Here is a 26,439-nt window from a genome sequence, read left to right as displayed (position 1 = left end):
TACGAGGAACCTATGAAACTTGCCAGTTTAAAATCAACATCATCCCGAGATGGCGAATTATGCGTCGTAAATCAAGAAATGACCCAGGCCATACGCGTATCCAAGACTGCACCCACACTTCAATATGCTCTGGAGCATTGGGATCTGGTGGAAAATGACTTACAAAGAATATATCAGCAACTGAATGAAGGTCAATTGGACAATACTATTCCTTTTGATCCGCAGCAATGTACTTCTCCCCTACCCCGAGCCTATCAATGGGCGGATGGAAGCGCTTACGTCAATCATGTTGAATTGGTTCGCAAAGCTCGTGGTGCAGAACTTCCTGCAAACTTTTGGACTGATCCACTCATGTACCAGGGAGGCTCTGATTCTTTTTTAGGACCGAGAGAGCCCATTTTAGTTGCAGATGAAGCATATGGCATCGACTTTGAAGCAGAAGTTGCCATAATTACTGATGATGTGCCCATGGGGATAAAACCTACCAATGCAGAAAAACACATTAAATTATTAATGTTGGTTAATGATGTCTCATTGCGGAATTTAATACCCGATGAATTGGCTAAAGGTTTTGGTTTTTTTCACTCAAAGCCTTCCAGTAGTTTTTCTCCTGTCGCCATCACTCCTGATGAATTAGGCGCTGATTGGGATGGCAAACGTGTGCATTTGCCTTTATTGAGTTATTTGAATGATGAATTATTCGGACAGCCCAATGCCGGAATCGACATGACTTTTTCTTTTCCAGAATTAATCCAACATGCTGCTAAAACCCGAGTTCTCAGTGCGGGAACAATTATAGGTTCAGGTACAGTTTCAAATCTCGATCGCAGTAAAGGTTCTTCTTGTATCGCAGAACGACGGATGTTAGAAATTATTGAACAGGGGCAAGCAAAAACCTCTTTTATGCATTTTGGAGACCATATTCGAATAGAAATGCTCGACAAACATGGAAAAACTCTCTTTGGAGCCATTCATCAAGTGGTTGAGCGAGTTAACCCATGAAACTATATGATTATTTCCGCTCTACCGCCTGTTATCGTGTACGAATTGCCCTTCATATTAAAAATATTCGCTATGAAAAAATTGATGTCCATTTAATCAATCATGGCGGGGAACAACATAGCCCAGAATATCGGGCGATAAACCCGCAAGAATTAGTACCCAGTTTGGAAATTGATGGCCAATTCTTGAGCCAATCACTTGCGATTATCAGCTATTTGAATGAAACTTATCCCAGCCCTCCTTTATTACCTCACAATCCTATGGATAGGGCTACTGTAAAATCACTTGCATTGATAATTGCTTGTGACATGCATCCTTTAAATAATCTCAGAGTTCTCAATCGTTTGAAAGAGCAGTTTCATGCAGATGAAACTCAAATTACCGAATGGTATCACCAATGGCTGAAGGCCGGATTTGATGGTTTTGAGGGCCAATTGAAACAAATTAAGAGAACGCAACCTTTCTGTTTTGGCGACACAGTTACTTTGGCAGATCTTTGTCTTATTCCCCAAGTCTATAATGCCAACCGTTTTCATTTTACAATGGACAATTATCCTTTGATTAATGAAATTAATGCGCACTGTTTGACTCTTGAGCCCTTCAAAAAGGCAGCTCCTGATGTTCCTGGCTCAACTTAAATAAACAATGCAGGAACAGAACAGATAAACTGATAAATAACAAACTTAGAACTTTGTTATAAGTAATTTGGAATTTCATCCAATATTTTTCGGATAGTTTTTATCTGTTCCCCGAGGGTATTTGCTTTTTCCAAAAAATACTCTTTATTGACCGAGTTCGCATCATTTGCCTTGGAGGCAGTATTTTTAGCAAATCTTTCCTTTTCCTCTAATGCCCGCAGAGCGGCCCAAAAAGCTTCTTCAGTTTTTATGGCAAGCTCTGCGCCTAAGAGGGTAAAATTCAGCATACTTTCTTGCAGACAGCGGCATCCCTCAAACTCCTGATCATGATTATTTAAGAAGCTATTGCAATCAGGGCATATAGGAGCAAAAAGAGGAACGAGATGATTGGATTTTTCGGCTGCTATATGATTTGAAGAATCATTAATTCCAGTTTCAATCTGTAAACGTGTGCTTAGTCTTGTATCATTCATGATTTCAATTTTTTGAGCAGCTAAGACAATTAAAATGGATGATATTTGCTCCATTGTAAGACAATAATCGGGTAATACAGCATGTGCTGCATTCTTTGGCATTTCCGGATATTGAGCCTCGGTTAGAGATTGTACAATGGAAATCCCATTACACCTTTTAATTGCACGTAAACCTGCGCTTCCATCATCCAATTGGCCGCTTAATACAATTCCAATTACATTGCTGCCATGGTTCATCGCTGCAGAATTAAAAAGTCGATCAATGGCAGGTCTTGAAAAGTTAACTTTAACTCCCTTGTCAAGATGTATTTTATTTTTGGAAACAACCATGTGGAAATCAGGAGGCGCAACAAAGACTGTATTTGATGCTAATAATTGTTCATCGGCTGCGAGTATTACAGGAAATTTGCATGTTTGTTGGAGCAGTTTTGGAAGGAAACTTTTTTCGGTTGGGGATAAATGCTGCACAATTAAAATGGCTGCAGGGAAATCAATGGGCAAAAGACTTAATATTTTTTTTAAGGCGTTTAACCCCCCTGAGGAACATCCTATAACGATAATTCGGAATTCTTTCATATAAGTCCTATATAACCAAAATCATTATAACATAGGGACCTTATCTATTTGTTAAATATTTTTCCATATTTCTGTCAATAAATCTCTTAGTGAATTAAAGGGCTCTAATTACATGAAACACTAAGAATCTACATGCAATGGACAAATCCAGTCTAAATAGGAATTCCCATGGTTCTTGAATTTTGTATTAAATACACTATGATTATTTCATATACATCTAGATTTATTAATATACGTCTAGAATTCGGAGATAGCTATGTCATTCAAGAAAGGGGTTACGACTCTAGCAGGTGGCTCATTTTCCTATCATGTATACTTGAATTTAAATCGCAGTAGCCCTCTGCGAATAATGGATCCTTCCTATTTAAGGTTAAAAGCCTACGAAAGAAGAGAAAAAATAGAATTACTTCGAGAAAGAATTCCTACAGGGGATAGTTTGATTTATAGGGGCTCTGAAGGTGTTGATGAGGTGTTACCTACCATGAAATCGGGTCATATCGGTAGAAAACCTGAGCACAGTAAGAAATCTCCCTCGCATGATATTGTGGGATATATACGCGATAACGACAGTAAGTATTTTTTATCCTTTTCCAAATGCATAGAAACTGTGAAACCCTATACGGTGGGTTTATCCATAATTCCCAAAAAAGGATATATTTTTGTTACTGCATTACCTAAAGTATATACCATCCCTCAAAAACTACTTTTTTTAAATCCAAAAATGTTTGAGCAATATGATAAAATGGTGATCAATTCGATCCCAATGGAAGAAGCACGCGCCTATCAAAGCATCATCACCATGACAAAAAATAATCCCGAAATAACTTGTATTACTGGGGCTAGACTAAAAGACGATTGGCGCTCAGAAGTGAACAAACGCATGCATAGCGTCATCGAAGTATGTGGGCCAGGACGTATTCTTTCCCCTTTTATGAGCTCGAACCAGCCCGCTCATTCCAGAGAATGGATAAACCCTGATTTTTGTCCTGAACTGGTGTCTATGGATATAGTTTTTTATAGGGATGAGAGCGAATATGAGGATATGAATGAAAAAGCCGCAGATATGGGGGTTTCTAAAAAGGGGGAACGTTTATTAGACCTACGAGATGCATGTGCTGTGATGTATTCAGGTCAATTAGATACATGGGAGGCACAGTTTGTGACCCAAGAAACGACAAAAGTTGTCTCTGTTCCAAAAACAATTAAACCCGGAGATACACGCGCTCTTTTGGAATACTTCGATTCTCTATTAAAAGCAAATCCTTCAGTAAAGCTCCGGGCAGAACATACATCTTCTTTTGGCTTATAAGTAAATTGCAAATACCCGGATTTTTTAAAACCAAGCCTTGCTTAATTCTACGGTGACCACCCCTTGTGGCGTTTTTTCCAACATACTCCAGGTAGATTTACATCGTTGCAAATGGCCAACCAAATAGTTTTTATTTGTGCATCGATACCGGACAGGCATTTCATCGTATATTTTTCCTGAATTGATCGCATGACAATGCTCGCCATTCGTTAATTCGATGCCCCAAGGATAAGTTCGGGACATATCCAGGGTTTTATTATTCTCATTATTTAAAGGTTGGGTTACTGTAATCAATACACTCTCCCCAGCCCAAGGAGATTGAGGGCATAGGGCTTCTGTCCTGTTGGGACCCGATTTAACAAAACAGGGATCATAGACATGACCCTTTGCGCTGCAACGCCAGGCATCTTCACGGACGATCAGTTGCGATTGTGAATAGCACTCGCCATATATTTTTTCTTTTACTTGAGGAGATGCTTGCTCTGTGACATCGCCAAAGGGCCTGTACAGCCTTAATACCGTTTCATCTGCTGCAACTACATAAGAATAAAAAAACAATGAAATACAAAGTACTTTTCGTAACATAATTTTTTCCTCAATATCGAGCACCAGTTTGCTACGTTCTACTATTTCAAAGCGATACAGGGTAGGTTATAGCAAACCTTAATGGAGTGAGAAAATCAAGACGTTTTAACTCCAAGGTAGTAGAAATGCATATATCCCCAGTGTATCATCTCATTTTTATTTAAAGGTATCTATAATTTAAAGGGTCACTCCTTGCGATTTTGAACCCACCATTCATGTCGCAAAATGAAGGAACAATCGTACATGTTTGATGTAATGCCTCTCCTGCGCTTTATCTCAATCAGACTGATATAATAAAGGATTAAAAATCCCTGACCCATGGTATACACAGAATGAGCGAGGAAAAAAAATGACTAAAGTTTTTACCATAAAAGAATGTTTGAATGGTGAAATCAGCATAGATGAACAGGTTACCGTTAGAGGATGGGTCAAAACACGACGCGACTCTAAAATGGGTTTATCCTTTATTAGCCTGCATGATGGTTCCTGTTTTGCCCCCATTCAAATCGTGGCTACAGATGGTTTGAACAATTATCAGGAAGAAGTCAGCAAATTAACCGCAGGGTGCTCTATCATTGCTTCTGGAAAACTTGTTGCCTCTCAAGGTAAAGGCCAAGCTTTTGAAATTCAAGCTGACGCGATCACAGTAGTGGGATGGGTTGAAAACCCAGATACTTATCCCATCCAGGCAAAACGCCATACACTGGAATTCCTGCGCGACGTGGCCCATTTACGGCCCCGTACCAATACGATTAGTGCGGTAACAAGAATCCGTGACTGTGTGTCTCAAGCCATTCATCGTTTTTTCCATGAAAGAGGTTTTTTTTGGGTCCATACCCCCATAATCACTTCCAGTGATTGTGAAGGTGCAGGTGAAATGTTTCGTGTGTCTACTTTAGACTTGTTGAACGTGCCTAAAAATGAGCACGGACAAATTGATTATAAAAAAGATTTTTTTGGTAAAGAAACATTTCTCACTGTATCAGGACAATTAAACCTGGAAGCCTATTGTATGGCTATGTCCAAAGTATATACTTTTGGGCCTACCTTTCGTGCCGAAAACTCTAATACAAGCCGACATCTGGCTGAATTCTGGATGATTGAACCCGAAGTTGCTTTTGCGACCTTACAAGATATTTGTGATTTAAGCCAAAATATGTTGCGCTATCTATGTCAGGTTGTTCTAGAAGAACGCACAGATGATATGGAGTTTTTCAACCAATTTGTTGCGCCCGGATGTATCCAACGTCTAGAGCATATTGCTGATTCAGATTTTGCAATCATGACCTATACTGATGCCATCCACATTTTAGAAAAATGCGGTCAGTCTTTTGAATTTCCTGTGAGTTGGGGCTTGGATTTACAATCGGAACATGAGCGCTATCTGGCAGAGATCCATTGCAAAAAACCAGTGATCCTGACGAACTACCCTCAAGAAATTAAAGGCTTCTACATGCGTCTTAATGAAGATGGAAAGACGGTCGCAGCAATGGATGTATTAGCACCTGGAATAGGTGAAATTATCGGCGGGAGTCAAAGAGAAGAACGTCTGGATATTTTAGATAAACGCATTGAGGAGAGCAATCTTAACCCAGATAGCTATCAATGGTATCGAGATCTGCGCCGTTATGGCACCGTACCTCATGCAGGTTTTGGTTTGGGACTTGAGCGCTTAATCAGTTATATCACAGGGTTAGCGAATGTAAGGGATGTTATTCCTTTCCCAAGAACCCCAGGAAATGCCGATTACTGATTTTCCTTAAAATCCTATTGGATTCCCTCGTTCATTTTAAAAAAGCGTATTTAAAAAAATGAACGAGGAGAAGCAGGAACAAGAAAATACTAATTTTCTTTGATGATGCTTGGAGAAGGAGTCGATGCATTCGAAATGTCTGCATCAGTACCTTTGCCAGGATCGGGGTTGATAAAAAACGTTACCTTTGTTTTAGAAGCATTAAGAATTAAATGCCGATCATACTCATTATCGAGCACCATACATCGTTCAGGAATGTAACTGGTTAATTCTTTTTTTGTTCCCTCAATCTTAAATTCTTCAGTTTTGGTTCCTTTTGTATTGAAAAACATATCATGGAGCGTTCTTCCAATATTATTTCTAATATAACCTACCGTTAATTTTGACTTGCATTCACCACTAAAATGAAAATCCACTTTAACATCATATTCAAAAGGTGCAAAAATTTTTTTGATTCTTGGCAAATTAAGATAAAAGGTGATTCCTGAATGAGCACTGTCTTTATTTTCTCCAACAAAGCTTTGCATTAACAGGATCTGCACATTTTGCATTTCAGGGGGCAAGCCCGGATGGGAACATGTCGCATTAACTACGATATAGCCATGCGTAAATTCATTTTCACCAGCAGTCATCCCTTCAGATAAAATAAGGAAAGGACTCTCATCATCTTCTTCAGGGCCCATTTTTCGACCGGCCTTAAGCAAAGTTCCATCTTTGTTGAGAACAAGAAAACTTAAGCCCTTTACACCCTCAAAGGCTTCAAAATTATAAAAATTTTCTAAATTTAATGGATTTTGTTCTTCAAGAGCCGCATGAAGGTTCATCTCATGGGGTGATCTGTATTTTATTGCTGCATTGGAATCCGCATTGAGAGCTTCTAAATCTTGCGATACGGGCAAATTATATGCTTTTTGTTCAGTATGTTTCATGGTCAATTAAATCATTATGCTAATGTACTGCTAATATAGCATAAATATTCGCTACCATAGCAATATTTTAAGCATCTCGATTTAAATTATATCAAACCCCGCACAATTCCTATCCTATAGTCTATTCTAATCTAATCTCGGGAAGAATCTAATAGTGTTCCTTCCCCTAAAACCAAAACACGATCCATTTTATGTGCTAATTGTTGATCATGAGTTACTATAACTAAAGCAGTATTCATTTTTTGATTCAGCTGCAACATTAAATCAAACACTCTGGTAGCTGTCGTTTGATCCAGATTCCCTGTTGGTTCATCTGCTAATACACAATAGGGTTGATGCACCAAAGCCCGGGCTATGGCTACCCTTTGGCGCTCTCCTCCAGATAGTTGTGCCGGTTTATGTAATTTCCTTTCTTTCAGGCCAACATTATCTAACATCCTGTTTGCTTCAGCTTCAGCATCCTTTACGGAGGTATTTCCTAAGAGGAGGGGCATAGAAACATTTTCAAGAGCAGTAAATTCAGGTAATAAATGGTGAAACTGGTAGATAAACCCCAAACCCTGATTCCGTAGTTTGCAACGTTGTTTCTCATTGACCGTTTGCCAGTTTATATCTTTTATCCAAACCTCACCACTCGTGGGTTTATCCAACCCCCCCAGCAAATGCAATAGTGTACTTTTGCCCGATCCTGAAGGACCAATTATCGCTACTCGTTCTCCTTGGGCTATAGATAAATTGATGCCCCGAAGAACTTCCACTTTGGACGCTCCATCATTGTAAGATTTGCAAAGTTGCTTTGCATTTAAAATAATATCACTCATAATGCAAAGCCTCCGCAATGACTGTTTTTGAAGCACGCCAGGCTGGATAAATTGTGGCAAGAAAACTCATCAATAATGCCATAACACAAACTTTCCACAGGTCACTAAATAGAATCTCAGAAGGCAAATAGTCAACAAAATAAATACTGGAGGACAAGACTTTAAAATGGAACCAACTTTGTAGATGATTCACAATACTCGTTGCATTTTTCGCAAGTACTACTCCACCCAATAAACCGAAAATGGTGCCGACAACGCCAACCATCATACCTTGAACTATAAAAGTCCATAATATCGTAGAAGGAGTTGCACCGATAGTGCGCAAAATAGCAATTTCGGCTTGCTTGTCATTCACAACCATCACTAAAGAAGAAACCAAGTTGAAGGCTGCCACAGCAATGATTAGTAATAAAATAAGAAACATCATTGTTTTTTCCATTTTAACTGCCTGGAAAAAAGCGCCATATTGTTGTGTCCAATTCCCAACTTGATATTCACCACCTAATAAACGCGAAATTTTGTTGGATAATTCTGGGGCTTGATAAACATTCCCTATTTTCATCTTGATTCCAGTCACATCAGTTCCCATCTGTAACAGCTTTTGAGCATCCAGCATATTGATAAATGCCAATTTGGTATCAAAATTAAACCCTGTTCCTGCAGAAAAGACACCAACTACTGTGAACCGTTTAAAACGGGGAATCATACCAGCAGGGGTCACTGTTGCTTGAGGGATCATGATCGTCACCTTATCTCCAATCATTGTCCCTAAATTATCAGCTAGCCCCTTACCCAAAATAATACCAAAATCTTTTAAATTATTTAAATTCCCAGCAAGTAGTTTATCTTGCAAATGGCTCATCTTTTGTTCGTTTTCAGGGAGTACTCCTGTTAAAACAATAGGCAAAACTTGACCTTCATGAACCATTAATCCTTGTCCGCCAACATAGGGAGAAAGCGCTTTAATCTCAGGAACTGTCTGAATTTTTTTAGCCACCTCTGGCCAATCGCCCAGACGTTCATTCGGTCCAGAAACGGTTATTTCAGGAGCCATACCAAAAAAGCGGTTATGGATTTGTTGGTCAAACCCATTCATGACCGATAAGACTGTAATGAGAACCATCACCCCTATGCCGATCCCCAGCATGGAGCTTAGCGAAATAAATGACACAAAATGATTCTTCTTTCTGGAACGCGTATAGCGTAAGCCCATAAAAAGAGCTAATGGTTTATACATATCATCTGTTATTAAGGTTAAAGTCTTATTGTAGAGAAAAAATGATCTAAGCGATACACCTTATATGAGTTCTGTTTATTTATATTTATTCATCAGCTAACACACATACTTATCCACAGAAATTGTGGATATTTCATTGGAGTTTGATGTCCACCAATAATCCACTGGTAAATATTTTTAGCTTTTGTTAATCTAAATTTTTTCAATAAGCTGATGGGTTAAGGTAAGGGATCTCAAAAAAGTCACGTGGACAACTGTGCTGCCCAAGACTATCAAAATGACAGACCAGAATGGTATCTTTCTTCGATAAATGATTTGTCTACTGTCCTAGATGCATTAGATTCCAACAATTCAATTTCATATCACTTTGGCAATTTTTCGATGTCATTCTATTAAGTTAGGAGCATTTATGAAAAATAGATTAGTTGTATTGTCTTTCTCGCTAGGATTTATCACACATAATGCATTTGCAGGTACAATGGGAAAACATATCCCATTTTGACTCCTGTTGGGTTGGTACCATCAGTCTTGGTCCTGTTTGGGAAAATGGGGGCAGAATACAAACTCTAAATCTGGCGCCAGATATTATAAAAACTTACACGGCGAATTCGCCCAGTAATGCAGTATTGAATGGAGAACTATTTTTAGGCGTAAACGCTCTTTAGGTCAGGCTTCAGGACAATTTTTGAATTCAGGTTTAAGTCTCAAACATTTCTATACCAATGGTATTCAATTTAACCTCACTCATCTTTCATAAACACTGGAATAACGTAAACGAGAGGGCAATACCCTTTCTTTTTATTAATATTTCTAACGGTGCTTTGCCCTGTTATTTACAAGATGGTATCGGATTAGTTATTCAGCCTCAGCGAAATAGAACATAAAAAAATGGGTGTGGGCTTTACTGAATCTCATTTAAACCATTAATTTTACAATTGGTAACTTTAATCTCTTTAAAGTAATATGTTTTACCATTTAATCCAGTAAATAACACATTAAAGGATCCCTTATGGGCGCATCGCGAATTGAGTCAACAAAAATAATACTTAGCCAGAATATAATGGTCTCAATCACTAAAGATCATGTTGATTACGATGAAATAGAAGCTTTGCTAAGTCGTGAATTAAAGACAATTCCGGCTGGAAAAGCGATGGACTATGTCACAGACATGATTCATCTTGTGTCCTTTATGAAAACCAAACAGTTCTCTAATCCGAAATGGGCCCTGCAAATTTTTATCGATGATGCGACAAGTAAAGAAACACGCCAAGGTTTGGTTCAGGCAATGAGAATGGCTCCAGAATCTCATGATCCTATCTTCAATCTTATCTGTCGTTTAGCGGAAACAAATCACTTGTCCCGTTTCACCCAGATATCTCATGTCACACCTCTTCGTTTCTTAATCCATGAAGGTGACCGGGAACACATTGAAGAATACGAGGAATGGTATTTAATTTTTGACCTGTTTGGTCTGTGTAAAAATTTGCCTGCCGACTCAATTCCTTTAGTTGAAAAATTATTGACCACAACTTATCTTTCCTCTGAGGATCTCCTGTCGGTTGAACAATTTTTTAAATCACTGGAAAAATTCCACATGCTCGATAAAAAAATATTAGAACCTCTGCTGCCTCTAATGACAAACAAAAACAGCATTGAGAATCTTCGATTGTTTTTTGTTTTTTTGGGAAATGTGGAATTACTAAATTTAAATCTATTCAGAGCGATTGAGCCTTTTCTAACTCAGGTGCGCGCACTTCACATTTTCTTTCAAAATTACCTGCTTGAGATTAAATCTGCTGAATCCCAGGAAGAAACATTAAATAAATTGGGTGAATTTTGCCGGTTATCTCTTCCTAAAAAAGGGAGCTATGATGATGTGGTTGTTACGAACACTCCCTTACATCAGGCCATCATAGATAGAGATCCGGGGAATTTAAAACATGCTTTAAGTTTTGCGAACCACCAACTACTTTTAGCGACTTCTTATGACAATACAGCCCTACTGCTTGCCTGCAAACTCGCAGATAAAAAGGCGGCTTTACTCATTTTGGAACAAATGCAGCAATTGAAATGCGATGTAAATCAACAGGATTTTTATGGAATGACTGCCCTGCACTGGGCTCGTTTTTATCATTTTGATGATCTGAGCGCGGCACTTGTTTCAGCAGGGGCTGATGAAACTTTGAAAACAAAGAACGGTAAAAAAAGTGCTTACTTTGCGAGGCATCAATTTACGATTGAGGACTTTAAAATCGAAGGGCGAGAAATCATTGAGGACAGTTTTTCCTTAACGAATAAATCCTTGACGGATATTGCCTTCCATGCAGATAAAATCGCGCTCAACTTAAAATTAACCTCTCCCAAAGAATTGGCTGAGTTGTATCAAGGTGATGAAGGAGCCCAAATACGTTCTTCAAATCGTTTTTACTTGTTTTTTAAGACCTTCCGTTTTCGATTTGTTGAATGGCTCGAGAAACAAAGAGCGTTGGATTATCCATCCAGCGGACATGAAATGAGACAAAGGAGTATTTCAAATTAACCATAATTCATGCCTGGGAAGGTAAACTTCAGTATTATTTTTAAAGATGAGCGGTTATTCTAATATCAATTTATAAAGGCCCTGTTTTTCAGGTAAGGTAACTTATGATTTTAAGCTCTTGGTATTTACCCTCAATAATTGCTTTAGTGCTGTATGGGGCGTGGGGTTATTGGGGCACTAGAGCATCCACTTTTATTAATCCTTTATCTATTACTTTTTATTCAAGCCTGGGAGTGCTCGTTTCCGGCATCATTGCTTTAATCTTACTTGATTTTAAATTAGAGCTTTGTCTTAAAGGAAGTACCTATGGACTTTTAAATGGTTTGGCAAATGGAATTGCCTGCATTTTTTTTATTGTGGCTTTACAAAAAGGTCCAACCATGCCTGTCGTACTCGTCACATCAATGTATCCAATGATTACCTTGTTGTTCTGCGCTGTGTTTCTAAATCAAGGAATCACCTTTAGACATGGATTGGGCATGATATTTGCAATTCTTGCTTTAATTCTGTTTGCTACAGAATGATGGATGATTGGTGCCCAGGGCCGGAATCGAACCGGCATGGTGTTACCACCGAGGGATTTTAAGTCCCTTGCGTCTACCTGTTTCGCCACCTGGGCATTTTATTTTGGAGGCTGAGGCCGGAATCGAACCGGCGTACACGGCTTTGCAGGCCGCTGCATGACCACTCTGCCACACAGCCTCATTGATGCTTCTAATACTTCTACGTCTTTAGGCTCTAAAAAAAAAGCGACTTTTGTGTCGCTTTAATTTGGAGCGGGAAACGAGACTCGAACTCGCGACCCCAACCTTGGCAAGGTTGTGCTCTACCAACTGAGCTATTCCCGCGTCTCTACGGGGTGTGATTCTACCGAAATTTAACACCCTGTCAATAATAAAATTAATTTTTTTTCGTTAATTCTGGCCAAGCAATTGCCAAATAAATAATCATAGACCAAATCGTTAAAATTGCTGCCACATATAATAAGATAAAGCCAGAAATTCCACCCCAAGTATCGAGCGAATTAAAGGCAAGCAATAAAAATAATGCCACCATTTGTAAGAAAGTTTTTATCTTACCTACATAACCCACGGTAACACTGGCACGTTTCCCCACTTCGGCCATCCACTCACGCAAAGCTGAAATCACAATTTCCCGCCCGACTATGACAATTGCAGGAATGGTAAGGTAATGAATTTCCTTGGCGCCTACTAACAGCAATAAACTTGTAGAAACCAATAACTTATCGGCTACAGGATCAAGAAATGCGCCAAATGGCGATAACATCTTGAGTTTACGCGCCAAATAACCATCTAACCAATCCGTAATGCTTAAAACGGCAAAAATACTGGCTGCCAATACATGTGCAAAGGAGAACGGTAAATAAAAAACAATAATAAATACTGGAATCAGCATAATACGCAGTAGCGTCAATATATTTGGCAAACTGGTTAATGTACTCAACGATTAATACTCCCTTTACATATGGCTAAAAAAAGTAACCTCATTCCCTATGAGCGCCAAAATATAACGGATCCCAAATGAAATCACCTCTCAAAATCCTGGCTCAAGGGGCTACACACCGTGTAGTTAACTTCTTTTTGAAAGATTTAAGAAATCGACTATTTGTTTATATTCATCAAACACGACCACAGCACCAGCTGCCTTGAGGGCAGACTCTTCTTGCTGGTGGTATATGTCTATCCCTACAGCAGTTACCTGGGCATTCTTTGCCATTTCCATATCCGTGAGAGAGTCACCTATCATCAAAGTGGTTGCGGCAGTTCCGCCGTATTCATCAATTATTTCTTCCAACATTTGTGGACAAGGTTTTGCAGGAACCTGTCCTGCAGAGCGGGTTACTTTAAATAGCGTATCCAGACCTGTGGCTTGCAATGCACGTATTAATGATTGATGCCCTTTATTGGTGGCTATCGCTAAATTAATTTCTGCCTCATGCAGTTGATAGATCAATTCACGGACACCAGGCATCAAACAAACATCTGATGAACGCGAATGTATCGCTAATTGTACGGCTTGTAATAGTTGTTGATGTTCTGTTGCTGATAAATGAGGATATGCCTTCCTTAAAGCCTGTACCAAACCTAAATCCACATATTTTCTTGCTTCATGGGGATCAAAATGGCCAAATCCCAGCAAATTTGCCTCTTCAGCAACAACATTTAAAACTATCCCTAAAGTATCCGCAATAGTACCTTCCCAGTCAAATACTACCAAATCATATGGATTGCTCATTACTAACTACGCTCCTCGCACGCAATTGTTTTAGTGCGGTAGAAAAATGATTATCTGCATCAGCTTGAAAATAATGTTTTGTACCGTTTAATTCAAACTGAATGGATCGCGCATGTAAAAAAAGACGATGAGATTGATTATCTATCCCTTCTATTTCTCCTGCAAGTGATCCATATTTTTTATCTCCAACAATAACATGCCCTAAATGGGCACTATGCACACGAATTTGATGCGTACGTCCGGTTTTGGGGCTTGCTTCGACCCAGCAGGCTTGTTGGTAATTTTCAAGAAGCCGAAAATTTGTTTCTGATGCTTTTCCCTCGTCATTCACAGACACAATGCGCTCGCCCGACTTTAATGTATTTTTTTCCAGGGCAGCTTGAACAATGACTTGTCTTTTCCCTTCCCATCGATGTGTAAGCAATGCCCAATACGATTTTTGCACCTCACGCGCTTCAAGCAAAGCATGCATTGCCCGAAGTGTGCTTCTTTTTTTTGCTAATAAGAGACACCCCGAAGTTTCTTTATCAAGACGATGGATTAGTTCTAAATACGGTAAGTCTTGCCTGGTTTTCCTTAAAGCTTCAATCACGCCAAGGCTTAGTCCGCTACCACCATGAACAGCGATCCCTGCGGGTTTATTAATGACTAAAAAACAAGAATCTTCAAAAATAATGCATTCTTTTAAACGTTTAGTCAAAGCATCCCCTACAAAAACTTCTTTTGCTTCGGATAAACGAATTGGGGGAATACGAATGCTGTCTCCAGCTTGCAATCTTGAATTGATTTGTGCTCTTTTCTTATTAACTCGAACTTCACCGCCACGAATGATCCGATAAATATGGCTTTTAGGTACCCCTTTCAAAATGCGAATCAGGTAATTGTCCAGCCTTTGTCCTTCCTCTTCCTTACTGATTTCTTTATAACTAACTTCATTCATTGTCAATAAACCTGTTTGCTGGGCGTGATTTTTTTGATATGATCGCCCGTAGCGTGGATAATTTCCATGCAACCGAATTATAACGCATTTAAATAAAAAGCGTGACTATTTACTTTAAAGTATATGCTAATCATTGAGGAAATGGGCTTTGCCTGACCAAAATGAATGATTACTTGTTAAATATAGTTACATAAGTAATAGCGCTTCCATTTAAGAAAAGATAGAAGGAAGCGACCCAATGCCAGAGATAAATTGAGCATATTTTTAACAGAAACCTACGCATGCCAGACATGCCTTATATCGATTACAAATTACTCCAGGGTTTTCGCACGCCTTTGGCTACATATTACAACCCGTTTGATTTGTAACCAGTATATCTCCCAGCATGCACCTCTCTTTAGATCTCTTTCGAAAATCGCTGCAGGAAAAAAAATGGCAGGAGGAACGGAGTGTCAAACCAAAATGTACCCGTCAGTACATGGGGATTCAAACACCGTTCTGAAGACGCTGCCGTACTCTGCAGAAACCATACGAATCAAGTCTATGGAACAGGGAAGCTGCGTAACGTCTGTTTACCAGGCTATAGGGTCGCCTAAAGATCAATTCACTTACTGTTCAATTCCCGGTGCTACTGACTCATTACCTACTTTCGGTGAATCACTCGGATTTTCGAATACTGCGGCAAAACATATCTATGTATGCAATGAAGCACAGAAAATCCATACATCAGCCAAAAGCAAAAGATCAGTGAATCCATTTGAACCTCTAAGGTATTTTGAGCCTTACACTATCTCCACTTAAATGACTGCGCCCTAAAGATGGGGTAATAGATGGAAAAAATGTTAATCAATGCAATACAAACTGAAGAAGTTCGTGTTGCTCTTGTAAAAGATCGTTATTTATTTGACCTGGACATTGAGTGTCCTGGTGAAGTGAAAAAGAAGGGGAATATCTATAAAGCAACCGTGACGCGACGGGAACCCAGCCTGGATGCAGTATTTGTAGAGTATGGGTCGAAACGCCAGGGTTTTTTGCCTCTTAAAGAAATTGCACCGGAATATTTAAGTAGAAACCCTGACGAGTTTGGCGATGAAAAGCCTCCTATCACTTCATTGATTCGTGAAGGTCAAGAATTATTGGTTCAAGTAGACAAAGAAGAGCGTGGAAGCAAAGGCGCCGCATTAACAACCTACATCACCTTAGCAGGATGCTATTTGGTTTTAATGCCTAATAATCCTCGTTCCGGCGGTATCTCTCGACGTATTGAAGGTGACGAACGCGATGAATTGCGCGAAACACTTAATGCACTGGTGTTGCCGGAAGATATGGGGCTCATCATCCGCACTGCAGGTGTCGGTAAAAGCCAAGAAGAATTGCAAGATGACCTGGATATGCTGTGTAATCAATGGAATTCCATTAAACAAGCTTATAATACAGAACTTGCTCCTTGCCTGATTCATCAGGAAGGTGATGTGATCATCCGTTCCATTCGCGATAATTTACGTAAATCCATCAGCGAAATTATTATCGATGATCAAATATCTTATATTAAAGCCAAACAATATATTGAACGCGTAAAACCCGAGTTTTTACCGAACTTGAAACTCTATAACAGCAGCATTCCTTTGTTCAATTTTTATCAGATTGAAAGCCAGATAGAAACTGCATTCCAGCGTCAAGTCATGCTGCCTTCTGGAGGCGCTTTAGTCATTGACCGAACTGAAGCCTTGGTTTCCATTGATGTCAATTCTGCCAAAGCAACAGGTGGATCAGATATCGAAGCAACCGCTTTCAATACAAATATAGAAGCAGCGGACGAAATTGCACGCCAATTGCGTTTACGCGATTTGGGTGGTTTGGTGGTAATCGATTTTATCGATATGAGTTCCAGTAAAAACCAACGTGATGTGGAAAATCGTCTGAAAGAAGCGCTTCAAGCCGATAGAGCACGTATTCAAGTTGGACGTATTTCCCGTTTTGGTCTTTTGGAAATGTCGCGCCAGCGGCTTAGACTATCCTTGGGTGAAACTGCTCAGGAAGTTTGCCCACGTTGCGAAGGCCGGGGAACTGTCCGCAATATTCAATCTCACGGATTAGCAATTACCCGTCTTATTGAAGAAGAAGCATTAAAGGAAAAGACTGCTGAAATACAAGTGCAACTTCCTGCAGAAATGGCAACTTTTATCATTAATGAAAAACGTAATTTCATTAAAGACATTGAAAAAAGACATGGCGTTTCAGTCATGATTATTGCCAATCCGTACATGCACTTACCTCAATATTCAATAACACGTCTGAAAGAAGACAATGTGGGTAAATCGAAAAAGCCAAGTTATACTTTAATTCAACAACCAGAGCTCCAAGTACCTAGCAGTGAAACAGAGGCTTCTTTACGCGATGAACCAGCAGTTAAATCATTCGCGGAGCATCAACCTGTAAAAAGTGGACAAACGAGTTTCATTAAACGTTTATGGTCCAGTTTATTTGGAGGTCATACTGAACCGACAGCTCCGGAACAACAGAACCAGTCTAGAAGAGTACAAGGCCGTCACCCAAGCCAGTCAAAAGCGCCTAAAGGCACTGGGGATAGAAGATCTCAAAACAGACGCCGTCGTCCGAATAGTGGCCAACAACAACCCCGATCAAATACAGGAAGTAGTACTTCTTCAAATCAAGGCCGTCGAAAAGGAAACCAACAGCAACAACAAGGAAATGTTAAAACCTCAGCTCCTCGGGGTGAAGGCAATAAAAAAAGGGAACCCGCAATAAAGGAATAAAGTAGCCTCGTCTACCTTCTGGTTCAGAGCAAACTCTGGACCAGGAAATCCCTAGCTTGCAAAATATCTCTTTTAAATCTAGATTTTTTTATCCATTCTTTAAATATAAAGTCCATCAATTCAATTTATCAAAAGTTATTCCACAATAAGGAGAGTTCTTAAATGATAACTGTCAACGGATATGCTGCTCCAAGAGCTAAAGCGCCTTTGGAACCTTACTCATTTAATCGACGTGACGTAGGGCAAAATGATGTTCTCATTGATATTCAGTATTGTGGCATTTGTCACTCAGACATCCATCAGGTAAAAGATGAATGGGGTGGTTCATTATTCCCTATGGTACCCGGGCATGAAATAGCAGGAATCGTTGCTCAGGTTGGTTCATCAGTCCGCAAATTTAAAGTAGGAGATCATGTTGGTGTAGGGTGTTTTGTGGACTCCTGTCGTAAATGCGAAAGCTGTCATGAAGGAATAGAGCAGTATTGCGAGGGTGGATTGACTTTAACCTACAACAACTATGAGCAAAATAGCTGTAATCTTGTTCAAGGAGGTTATTCTACCAAAATTGTTGTGGATGAGAATTATGTCCTTAGAATACCAAAAAATTTACCTCTGGATAAATCTGCGCCTTTACTTTGTGCAGGAATTACGCTTTATTCACCGCTGCGCCATTGGGATACCGGACCAGGAAAACGAGTTGCTATTTTAGGCTTGGGTGGGCTTGGTCATATGGGCGTTAAAATGGCCCATGCCATGGGTGCAGAGGTAACTGTATTAAGCCATTCCCTAAATAAAGAAGCAGACGGGCTACGGATGGGTGCGAATAAATTTTATGCTACTTCGGATCCAAGCACATTTCAAAAATTAAAAAATTATTTTGATCTGATAATTTGTACTGTTTCAGCTAAAATCGATTGGAATGAATACTTTTCCCTTCTGAAACGAGACGGCACCATGGTGGTAGTCGGAGTTCCTGAAGAATCGATTCCCATTGAACCCTTTCAATTGATAGTCCGCCGAAGAAGGCTTGCGGGATCTATGATTGGTGGAATCAAAGAAACTCAGGAGATGCTTGATTTTTGTGGAAAACATAATATTGTGTCGGATATTGAATTAATTCCCATACAAAAAGTGAACGAAGCTTATGAGCGCGTGGTAAAAAGTGATGTACGTTATCGTTTTGTTATCGATATTGCTTCACTGCGTTAAATGTATGGAGACATCTAGTTCTTTTGCATTGGGACGCATCAGATACAACGTGCAACATCCAAGACGCGAAACATGAACTACAATCCGCTTCTGCCAGCTATTTTGATTTGATGATTCAAAATAGCTGATTCAGATATTCGATAGATGATGTTCTCTTTTATGGAAATCCTTATTCCTCGATTATTAAGGTACTGCTGTAAGCGATGCGGTGCCAAATAGGCTCATAATCAAAAATGCAAGGAAGATAACGATAAATAAAAAGAAGAGCACTTTTGCGATACTGGATGCCGTAGATGCAACGCCACGAAATCCAAATAAGCCCGCAACAATGGCGACAACTAAAAAAATAAGCGCCCACTTTAACATAATGATCTCCTTATCTATATCAGATAAATTCTTACCCTTTGATTATAGTTGATAAAAAAGATGTGTCTCGAAAAATGTTATATCTAAAAAGAACCACAGAAATGGTTTTATTTAAGATGTCACACGTATCGCTTGCCTATTGAGATGTACAGCCCCAAGCACCTGGATTAAGTCACTCATAAGAGATCATAACCCTGTAGCAATGGGATTCACGCCAATATTGGGATTAATACCGCAGTCATCTAATATTTTAAGTAAATTATTACCTTTTTTAGTTAATCGTTTCACGCAATATTCTTCGAGATAACTTTTTAAAATGTATTCATACTCAGGTAGAGTTAAAACTTTAAGAATTTTATCAGCCATCTCCAAATGCCTCTTATTCTCATAATTGAGTGCCTGGAATAAAACGCCTCCCAATATCGCTGCAAAACTCGCTTTTCGCACAGGATTGGCCAAATAAAAACGTTGGATGCACTCGTCGATAGCTCTTTCTTTATCCCACTCGACCCATTCCTCATAAAAATTGAGGGCAGGCTTTGAATTAAAATAACTATTTTTTTCTAAACCTTGAATAGCATACGCCACTGCTACGATCGCTTGGATGTTTGCCCAAGAACAATTGCCGCTGATTTGGGAACTTATCGGCATCTTGACCATCGGAATAAGGCCTAATTGCTGGTTAATTAGATGATGAAAATAATCTCTAGGTTGTTTTTTATAAAGAAAGTTTTGTAAAAATTGAATATTTAACGCTTCTGGACGTGTGATTTGATAGATATTCACACTTCCTTCTTTCAAGCTATTCTCACCACGATCAATTTTAGCCCACCATTGGCCAAAACGGATAAATCCCATGGCATGGCCGCGACTAGCTGCTGGAAGGATTAACATGGGTGATTGTAGTATTCCATAAAGTCTTTCCACTTGGGGTTTATCAAGAAACGGTAAATGTTGGTACTGTAACAATTCCTCTGAAAGGAGAAATGCATCGATGATGACATGGGCTAAGGGAAAAAAATCGCGTAAATGACGTGTTGAATAGCTACTGATAAAACGTTTCAGCGCATCCCGAATTATTGCAACAGTAAATTCGAGAATAAATCCCTCATAATCTAATTCAATATACTCGCCTTTCGCATTGACTATATCGACGTCACCTTGTAATTCAAATCGATGCCCAATCAGTTTGCCATTGATGAAATCCAGCGCAAAATCCAGTTTGGCACCGTATTGGTACAATAAATGTTTGAGGGGCTCTTGATTGCGCAACACAGGATATACCAGAACCGAAAGCCCATTGCGAGTATAAGCATTGGGATCTGCCGCATTTTCTAACAGCAGCCGTGCCATATCGACATCATTGTTATCAACAGCCCAGTGCAAAGGTGTTCGGCCTGTCACGTCAGTCTTGTTGATATCGACTTTACGCGCTATGAGCTGCTCTGCAATATGGACCTGACCTGTAATCGCACATTCTATTAATGGCGTAAAACCATATTCATCAATATCATCCAGAGTTTCTCCTGCTCGAAGATAAGCCTCAAAATCAGGCATTCTATGGCTGATTATGTCACTGGCTATACTCATTAATAGGGACCTCTAGGCTTAGGTGTATTATTAAATTTTGGCATATTACCTAAACGAAGCTGTTTTTCTTGTTCTTGGTTGCGCCTTTCGTTATCGAATTCACGTCGCGCTTCAGAGTTTAAAGGAGGTTCCGGATTCAAGGGGGAGTCTACACCATCAAACCGCTGACTTGCTAAATGAGGATGTTGCAAAATGTCATTTTGCAAGTCTCCTTCTGGACCCGCTGTAGCTTCATATTCTGAATGTTCGCGTGCTTTAACTACGGCAAGCCGACGTTCACCTTGTTGCTCAGCGAGTCGCCTTTGTCGTTCCATCGCTTTAGTTTCAGCCACTAAAAATGTACTCTTTTCAATACGAGTGGGTGCAGGGAGTTCAAAAGCATTCAATAAAACGTATACAGCACCCACGCCACCATCTTTGGGTTGCGCGCTATGAAAGGCAGCTACTTCCCGAATTTGAGGCAGCCAATTATTGATTAAATTCTTTAATAAAGGAAAAGAATTCTTCGAACCTGTGCCATGAATAATTAATAAGCATTGTTTGAATTTTTTAGCTTGCTTATGAATAAAATCCAAAAGCATGTGGCGCGCGTTCTCTGGTTGATAATCAGAGAGATCCAGTTTGGTTTCCCAAGGAATAAGTCCAGTTTTTAAGTCATGGAAACGTTTACCAGACACATTGGGGGCAATATAAGATATGGTACTACTGGCAAGGACCGGCTCTTCAATATCATCGTTTAAATAATATTCATTTAACATATTTTTTAAAATATCCAATAGTGTTGATCAAAGTATAACTTAGGTTATAAAAATTAGGAGGATTTTTGAGCCTAATTACCATGCAAACTGTTGGTTTTTTATTTTCAGCACTTTTTAACCTGTATCATCTATATATGATGGGTTTCCTGGCGAAAATCAAGGGCTGAGAAGGATAAATGAGGATTAAAAGAAGGCAAGCCTCTGGAATTACGATTCCTTAGCTCACCCTAACAGATGGAAACCAGTTACTGGTTATAAGTATTCTCTTTGTAAAATTTCTGCAATTTGAACCGCATTGGATGCAGCTCCTTTGCGGATATTGTCCGCGACAACCCATAAATTTAATCCATTAGGATGGGAAATGTCTTGGCGAATACGGCCTACAAATACTTCATCATGTCCCACTGCATTTTTAATTGCCGTTGGATAACTGTTTTTAGCAATGTTATCCAAGACCTTAACACCCGGAGCTTTGGAAAGAATTTGGCGTGCTTCTTCAGCAGTCAAAGGTTTTTTTAACTCCAAATGAATGGCCTCAGAGTGCCCATAAATCACAGGAACCCTCACTGCCGTAGGATTCACCATGATGTGATCATCTTCCATAATTTTTCGTGTTTCCCACACCATTTTCATCTCTTCCCGGGTATAACCGTTTTCTTCAAATTGATCGATATGGGGAATTGCATTAAAAGCGATTTGTTGTGGATAAATTTTGACACTGGCAGGTCGTCCATTCAACAGATCCCCTACTTGAGATACCAACTCGCTAATTGCTTTTTTTCCTGTCCCGGAAACAGACTGGTAGGTCGCAACGTTGATACGGCTAATACCGGCTGCATCATATAAAGGTTTCAGCGCTACAACCATTTGGATGGTAGAGCAATTTGGATTTGCGATGATGCCTCTATTTTTATATTCAACAATACGATGTGGATTCACTTCGGGAACAACGAGGGGGATGTCATTCTCATAACGGAAACACGAACTGTTATCTACGACCACACAGCCGCTCGCAACAGCTTTAGGCGCGTATTCTTTAGATACGGAACCACCTGCCGAGAATAAGGCAATATCTGCCAGGCTAAAATCAAACTCTGCGAGATCTAAAACTTCCAGTTGTTTCTTTTTAAATTCAATTATTTTTCCAGCTGAACGAGCACTAGCCAGGAGGTAAAGATTCTTAATTGGAAATTTTCTTTCTTCCAATACAGTAAGAAATGTTTCGCCAACCGCACCTGTGGCCCCCACTATGGCTACATTTAATTCTCTGCTCATTCTTGACCTCTTTATGATAGTTTTTAACTATAAATTAGGATGGTATGTTAATGCTTTATGTCTCAAATAATGATCCATCAAGACTAGAGCCATCATTGCTTCAGCAATAGGTACCGCTCTAATTCCCACGCAGGGATCATGTCGTCCTTTAGTGACAACAGTGACTTCATCCCCTAAGATATTAAGCGTTTTTCCAGGAGTTGTGATACTGGACGTAGGCTTTAGTGCAATACTGACTTCAATATTTTGTCCTGTAGAAATGCCGCCTAATATGCCCCCAGCATTGTTACTTAGAAACCCTTCGCGTGACATTTGATCCCGATGAACCGATCCCAGCTGATTGACTGCAGCAAAACCTGCGCCAATTTCAACTCCTTTAACCGCGTTTATTGACATCATGGCATACGCCAATGTCGCATCCAGTTTATCAAATACCGGATCGCCCAATCCAACGGGAACATTTTTAGCAAGGACCTTAACCCGAGCCCCAGCTGAATCTCCATTTCGTCTTAAATGTTCAATTGCATCGGCTAATTCTTGAATTTGAGTTGCATTCGGGCAGAAAAAAGGATTTTTATTGATTTCTGCTTCATCAGTAAATTGCAAAACGATATCACCCATTTGTTGTAAGTAACCGACAATCTCCAAATTCAATACACGTTGCAAGAACAAGCGTGCTATTGCTCCTGCTGCAACCCGTGCCGCTGTCTCTCGAGCCGAAGAACGTCCACCCCCACGATAATCCCGATGGCCATATTTATGATGGTACGTAAAATCTGCGTGTCCCGGACGAAATAAATTTTTGATTTCTTCATAATCACGGGATCGTTGATCGGCATTATGAATCAGCAACGCAATTGGCGCGCCGGTCGTTTTGCCTTCAAATACCCCCGAAAGGATTTGCACCTTATCTTCTTCCCTACGTTGGGTGGTATATTTGGATTGTCCTGGTTTGCGTTTATCAAGAAAAGGTTGAATGTCTTCTTCCTGCAGGGATAAACCAGGAGGACACCCATCAACAACACATCCAATAGCTGGACCATGGCTTTCACCAAAAGTGGTTACTGCAAATAAGGTTCCAAATGTATTACCGGACATTAAAATACTCTTCTAGTTGTTCCTTTGTTAATAAAAACACACCATGTCCACCATAGCTCATTTCAAGCCAGGTAAAAGGCACATGAGGATAAGTGTTGCATAAAGCTTCTTCACTGTTTCCAACTTCGACAATTAAGATACCTTCTTCATTTAAAAAGCGATGCGCATCATGAAGGATCGCCTCAACAATTGCCAAACCATTATTACTCGTTTCCAAAGCTAAAACAGGTTCATGCCTGAATTCATCAGGTAATGTTTGCATTTCTTCCTTACCTACATAAGGAGGATTGCTGACTATTAGATCATAGCCTACCTGAGGTACCCTGGAGAAACAATCCGATTCAATCAAGGTCAGTTGGTCTTCAACGCCTAATTGTTCCCGATTAATTGCTGCGACTGCCAGAGCCTCACTGGATATATCCACTGCATCGACTTCAGCCTCAGGAAAAGCATAACAACAGGCAATCGCGATGCATCCACTACCAGTGCACAAATCCAGAATGCGATGTACCCTACTTCCATCAATCCATGGAGAAAATTCATTTTTGATGAGCTCTGCAATGGGTGAACGAGGAATAAGCACACGTTCATCCACATAAAAAGGGATATCACAGAAATACGCTTCTTTAATCAAATAAGGAACCGGCACCCGTTGATTAATGCGTTTTTCTAATTGTTGGAATAAATATTTTTTTTCACTTGTGGTTAAGCGTGCATTAAGCCAATTAGCATCCAAATCATAAGGTAAAGACAAACTTCTTAAAATTAAAGAATGCATATCATCCCAGGCATTATCAGTGCCATGGCCATAATATAAATTTGCATTAATGGAACAAGAAACACTGAAACGTAAAAAATCGAGAATCGTGACTAATTCTTCCGTTTCTTTCAACACATAATTACTCATTGGGGGTGATACTCATTTTCAGAAAAAGTACAAATTGTACCCTATATTAGTCAACAAAAGTAGTAATAAACTCAAATGCTTTTTTAAAAGGAAACCCTCTGGAGGAGGGGCGAGGAGGTGTTGGGTTTTTCATTACCTCTTCTTTAACCTTGCTATTTCAGCGATGAATCAATGATACCAATCTAATGCAAAATTTGGAGGCATTCAAATCAAGAATTCTAGTTAACGGCTGTAAATTAGATACAAGCAGCACTTTAACCTGAGTTATACTTAGAATATCACTTGTTCAATACTGTTAAAAAATGGCGGATGACTTTCTATCTGATGAGGACAAAGCCCTATTTCGCGAGTCCATGCGTTCTGTAAAACCCTTGAATGAAAAAAAACGGGTACACACCCCCTCTGAGAAAGCAAAGCCTCAACTACCTACAAAAAAACGTACTTCAGAAGTACCGATTGAAAAAAAAGAATTTTACCTGTCCGATATGATTGTTGAACCTGTTTTTTCTGAATCAAGATTGTCATATTCTCAATCAAGCCTGCCGAACAAACAATTTAAAGCATTAAAACAAGGACAAATCCCTTGGGAATCCCTGTTGGATTTACATGGTTTAAAAAGTGAAAAAGCTCGTGATATCCTCTGCCACTTCATCCAGGCCCAGATGGAACGGGGCAATAGGTGCCTGCTCATTATTCACGGTAAAGGAGGTCATCTTGGCGCACCGCCCGTCATTAAGAATTTAGTGAATCGGTGGCTGCCGCAGTTGGACGATGTTTTGGCATTTCATAGTGCTTTGCCCAAAGATGGGGGAAATGGCGCTGTTTATGTACTGCTTAAAAGGAAAAGGGAATGGACATACTGAAATATAAAATTTAAAGCCCTACTTTGATGCTCGTTCTAGCCCCATGATAGAGTGACTTGCGTTCATCGCTTTTTCTGGGGATAATTCGTCACATTAATACAATATGAAGAGAGAACATGGAACATTTAGGTCAATTTATAACAAATCATTGGCAGCTGTGGCTCGCCCTAATCATCATTTTATTACTTATATTTATTAATGAATTAATCTCTCAAAAAAAGAAGGCAAAAGAACTTACGCCTCAAGCTGCTGTTGACTTGATTAATCATGAGAATGCCGTTGTTATTGATTTGCGTGATAAAGAAGTTTATAAACAAGGGCACATTATTGATTCAGTCAATGTCAAAAGCGAAGATTTGGTACAACAAAAATTAAATAAATATAAAAATGTACCTATTATTCTAATTTCTACGAGAGCTCATGAAGCCCAGGCGATTGCCACCAAAATCCGGACGCAGGGGTATCAACCTCATGTACTTAGCGGAGGGATTACTGCCTGGCAAAACGCTGATTTACCACTTGTGAAAGGAAAATAAAT

At 39.6% G+C, this 26,439-nt stretch carries 25 protein-coding genes and 3 tRNA genes; 11 read left to right on the top strand and 17 right to left on the bottom strand.

Annotation, left to right across the window (positions count from 1 at the left end; genetic code table 11):
* Positions 1–12 precede the first annotated feature (12 nt).
* Together BU07_RS0103880 and maiA are read left to right on the top strand one after the other, a co-directional pair.
* Complete coding sequence (locus BU07_RS0103880) at positions 13–1,002, top strand: fumarylacetoacetate hydrolase family protein (protein WP_031563795.1); 990 nt, start codon at positions 13–15, stop codon at positions 1,000–1,002.
* A complete protein-coding gene (maiA, locus tag BU07_RS0103875) occupies positions 999–1,640 on the top strand; it encodes a maleylacetoacetate isomerase (RefSeq protein WP_031563794.1) in 642 nt (213 codons plus the stop codon). The genes BU07_RS0103880 and maiA overlap by 4 nt, the downstream gene beginning before the upstream one ends.
* A gap of 56 nt (positions 1,641–1,696) precedes the next feature.
* Here maiA and BU07_RS17165 read toward each other — a convergent pair whose 3' ends face one another.
* The gene (locus tag BU07_RS17165; protein WP_084157791.1) at positions 1,697–2,689 is read right to left on the bottom strand and encodes a chemotaxis protein CheB; all 993 of its coding nucleotides are present in this window, start codon (positions 2,687–2,689) and stop codon (positions 1,697–1,699) included.
* 256 nt (positions 2,690–2,945) lie between these two features.
* On the opposite strand from BU07_RS17165, the gene BU07_RS0103865 reads away from it, so the two are divergent.
* A complete protein-coding gene (locus tag BU07_RS0103865; RefSeq protein ID WP_031563792.1) occupies positions 2,946–3,998 on the top strand; it encodes a hypothetical protein in 1,053 nt (350 codons plus the stop codon).
* Positions 3,999–4,022: 24 nt separating this feature from the next.
* On the opposite strand, the gene BU07_RS0103860 is transcribed toward BU07_RS0103865, so the two are convergent.
* Positions 4,023–4,583: a hypothetical protein gene (locus tag BU07_RS0103860; protein ID WP_031563791.1), complete on the bottom strand. Its 561-nt coding sequence runs from the start codon at positions 4,581–4,583 to the stop codon at positions 4,023–4,025.
* Between the two features lie 349 nt (positions 4,584–4,932).
* Between BU07_RS0103860 and asnS the strand changes: the two genes are divergently transcribed.
* The gene (gene asnS, locus BU07_RS0103855) at positions 4,933–6,336 is read left to right on the top strand and encodes an asparagine--tRNA ligase (protein WP_031563790.1); all 1,404 of its coding nucleotides are present in this window, start codon (positions 4,933–4,935) and stop codon (positions 6,334–6,336) included.
* 89 nt (positions 6,337–6,425) lie between these two features.
* Here the strand turns inward: asnS and BU07_RS0103850 are convergent, their stop codons facing one another.
* The 3 genes from BU07_RS0103850 to BU07_RS0103840 all read right to left on the bottom strand — a co-directional run bounded on the left by BU07_RS0103850 (position 6,426) and on the right by BU07_RS0103840 (position 9,323).
* A complete protein-coding gene (locus BU07_RS0103850) occupies positions 6,426–7,265 on the bottom strand; it encodes a hypothetical protein (protein WP_031563789.1) in 840 nt (279 codons plus the stop codon).
* 131 nt (positions 7,266–7,396) lie between these two features.
* Entirely contained in the window at positions 7,397–8,086 is a 690-nt protein-coding gene (gene lolD / locus BU07_RS0103845) for a lipoprotein-releasing ABC transporter ATP-binding protein LolD (RefSeq protein ID WP_031563788.1), read from the bottom strand.
* Entirely contained in the window at positions 8,079–9,323 is a 1,245-nt protein-coding gene (locus tag BU07_RS0103840; protein ID WP_031563787.1) for a lipoprotein-releasing ABC transporter permease subunit, read from the bottom strand. The genes lolD and BU07_RS0103840 overlap by 8 nt, the downstream gene beginning before the upstream one ends.
* A 1,009-nt stretch (positions 9,324–10,332) precedes the next feature.
* Between BU07_RS0103840 and ankQ the strand changes: the two genes are divergently transcribed.
* Together ankQ and BU07_RS0103825 are read left to right on the top strand one after the other, a co-directional pair.
* Entirely contained in the window at positions 10,333–11,862 is a 1,530-nt protein-coding gene (gene ankQ / locus BU07_RS0103830) for a Dot/Icm T4SS effector AnkQ/LegA10 (protein ID WP_051635452.1), read from the top strand.
* A 104-nt stretch (positions 11,863–11,966) separates the two neighbouring features.
* Positions 11,967–12,386: an EamA family transporter gene (locus BU07_RS0103825; protein ID WP_031563784.1), complete on the top strand. Its 420-nt coding sequence runs from the start codon at positions 11,967–11,969 to the stop codon at positions 12,384–12,386.
* Positions 12,387–12,394: 8 nt separating this feature from the next.
* Here the strand turns inward: BU07_RS0103825 and BU07_RS0103820 are convergent.
* From BU07_RS0103820 to BU07_RS0103795, 6 genes are all read right to left on the bottom strand, one after another.
* Positions 12,395–12,481: transfer RNA gene (locus tag BU07_RS0103820), tRNA-Leu, on the bottom strand.
* Between the two features lie 9 nt (positions 12,482–12,490).
* Positions 12,491–12,564 (bottom strand) — tRNA-Cys (locus tag BU07_RS0103815).
* A gap of 70 nt (positions 12,565–12,634) precedes the next feature.
* Positions 12,635–12,710, bottom strand: a tRNA-Gly gene (locus BU07_RS0103810).
* Positions 12,711–12,762: 52 nt separating this feature from the next.
* Complete coding sequence (pgsA, locus tag BU07_RS0103805) at positions 12,763–13,326, bottom strand: CDP-diacylglycerol--glycerol-3-phosphate 3-phosphatidyltransferase (protein ID WP_031563783.1); 564 nt, start codon at positions 13,324–13,326, stop codon at positions 12,763–12,765.
* Between the two features lie 126 nt (positions 13,327–13,452).
* Complete coding sequence (locus tag BU07_RS0103800) at positions 13,453–14,118, bottom strand: HAD family hydrolase (protein ID WP_031563782.1); 666 nt, start codon at positions 14,116–14,118, stop codon at positions 13,453–13,455.
* Positions 14,102–15,058, bottom strand: coding sequence for an RluA family pseudouridine synthase (locus BU07_RS0103795; RefSeq protein WP_031563781.1), 957 nt, complete (start codon positions 15,056–15,058; stop codon positions 14,102–14,104). The genes BU07_RS0103800 and BU07_RS0103795 overlap by 17 nt, the downstream gene beginning before the upstream one ends.
* Positions 15,059–15,490: 432 nt before the next feature.
* Here BU07_RS0103795 and BU07_RS0103790 point away from each other — a divergent pair, with 432 nt between their 5' ends.
* The 3 genes from BU07_RS0103790 to BU07_RS0103780 all read left to right on the top strand — a co-directional run bounded on the left by BU07_RS0103790 (position 15,491) and on the right by BU07_RS0103780 (position 19,044).
* The gene (locus tag BU07_RS0103790) at positions 15,491–15,859 is read left to right on the top strand and encodes a hypothetical protein (protein WP_051635451.1); all 369 of its coding nucleotides are present in this window, start codon (positions 15,491–15,493) and stop codon (positions 15,857–15,859) included.
* A gap of 29 nt (positions 15,860–15,888) precedes the next feature.
* The gene (locus BU07_RS16650) at positions 15,889–17,835 is read left to right on the top strand and encodes an Rne/Rng family ribonuclease (RefSeq protein ID WP_051635450.1); all 1,947 of its coding nucleotides are present in this window, start codon (positions 15,889–15,891) and stop codon (positions 17,833–17,835) included.
* A 162-nt stretch (positions 17,836–17,997) separates the two neighbouring features.
* On the top strand, positions 17,998–19,044 hold the full coding sequence (locus BU07_RS0103780; protein WP_031563778.1) for an NAD(P)-dependent alcohol dehydrogenase: 1,047 nt from the start codon (positions 17,998–18,000) through the stop codon (positions 19,042–19,044).
* Between the two features lie 183 nt (positions 19,045–19,227).
* Here the strand turns inward: BU07_RS0103780 and BU07_RS0103775 are convergent, their stop codons facing one another.
* The 6 genes from BU07_RS0103775 to prmB form a co-directional block, all read right to left on the bottom strand.
* The gene (locus BU07_RS0103775; protein WP_031563777.1) at positions 19,228–19,410 is read right to left on the bottom strand and encodes a DUF1328 domain-containing protein; all 183 of its coding nucleotides are present in this window, start codon (positions 19,408–19,410) and stop codon (positions 19,228–19,230) included.
* A 186-nt stretch (positions 19,411–19,596) separates the two neighbouring features.
* Entirely contained in the window at positions 19,597–21,000 is a 1,404-nt protein-coding gene (gene ankH / locus BU07_RS0103770; protein WP_031563776.1) for a Dot/Icm T4SS effector AnkH/LegA3, read from the bottom strand.
* The gene (locus tag BU07_RS0103765) at positions 21,000–21,758 is read right to left on the bottom strand and encodes a Smr/MutS family protein (RefSeq protein ID WP_031563775.1); all 759 of its coding nucleotides are present in this window, start codon (positions 21,756–21,758) and stop codon (positions 21,000–21,002) included. The genes ankH and BU07_RS0103765 overlap by 1 nt, the downstream gene beginning before the upstream one ends.
* Before the next feature lie 252 nt (positions 21,759–22,010).
* Positions 22,011–23,033, bottom strand: a complete 1,023-nt coding sequence (locus BU07_RS0103760; RefSeq protein WP_031563774.1) for an aspartate-semialdehyde dehydrogenase — start codon at positions 23,031–23,033, stop codon at positions 22,011–22,013.
* 27 nt (positions 23,034–23,060) lie between these two features.
* A complete protein-coding gene (aroC, locus tag BU07_RS0103755) occupies positions 23,061–24,131 on the bottom strand; it encodes a chorismate synthase (protein ID WP_031563773.1) in 1,071 nt (356 codons plus the stop codon).
* Positions 24,121–25,038, bottom strand: coding sequence for a 50S ribosomal protein L3 N(5)-glutamine methyltransferase (prmB, locus tag BU07_RS0103750; protein ID WP_031563772.1), 918 nt, complete (start codon positions 25,036–25,038; stop codon positions 24,121–24,123). The genes aroC and prmB overlap by 11 nt, the downstream gene beginning before the upstream one ends.
* 302 nt (positions 25,039–25,340) lie before the next feature.
* On the opposite strand from prmB, the gene BU07_RS0103745 reads away from it, so the two are divergent.
* Together BU07_RS0103745 and BU07_RS0103740 are read left to right on the top strand one after the other, a co-directional pair.
* Positions 25,341–25,901 (top strand): Smr/MutS family protein, encoded by a 561-nt coding sequence (locus tag BU07_RS0103745; protein ID WP_031563771.1) that lies wholly within the window; start codon positions 25,341–25,343, stop codon positions 25,899–25,901.
* Between the two features lie 116 nt (positions 25,902–26,017).
* Positions 26,018–26,437, top strand: a complete 420-nt coding sequence (locus BU07_RS0103740; RefSeq protein ID WP_031563770.1) for a rhodanese-like domain-containing protein — start codon at positions 26,018–26,020, stop codon at positions 26,435–26,437.
* Positions 26,438–26,439: the final 2 nt, after the last annotated feature.

Origin of the sequence: Legionella wadsworthii DSM 21896 = ATCC 33877, assembly GCF_000701265.1 — a bacterium.
Classification (GTDB): domain Bacteria; phylum Pseudomonadota; class Gammaproteobacteria; order Legionellales; family Legionellaceae; genus Legionella; species Legionella wadsworthii.
This window is presented reverse-complemented; position numbering and strand designations above follow the sequence as displayed.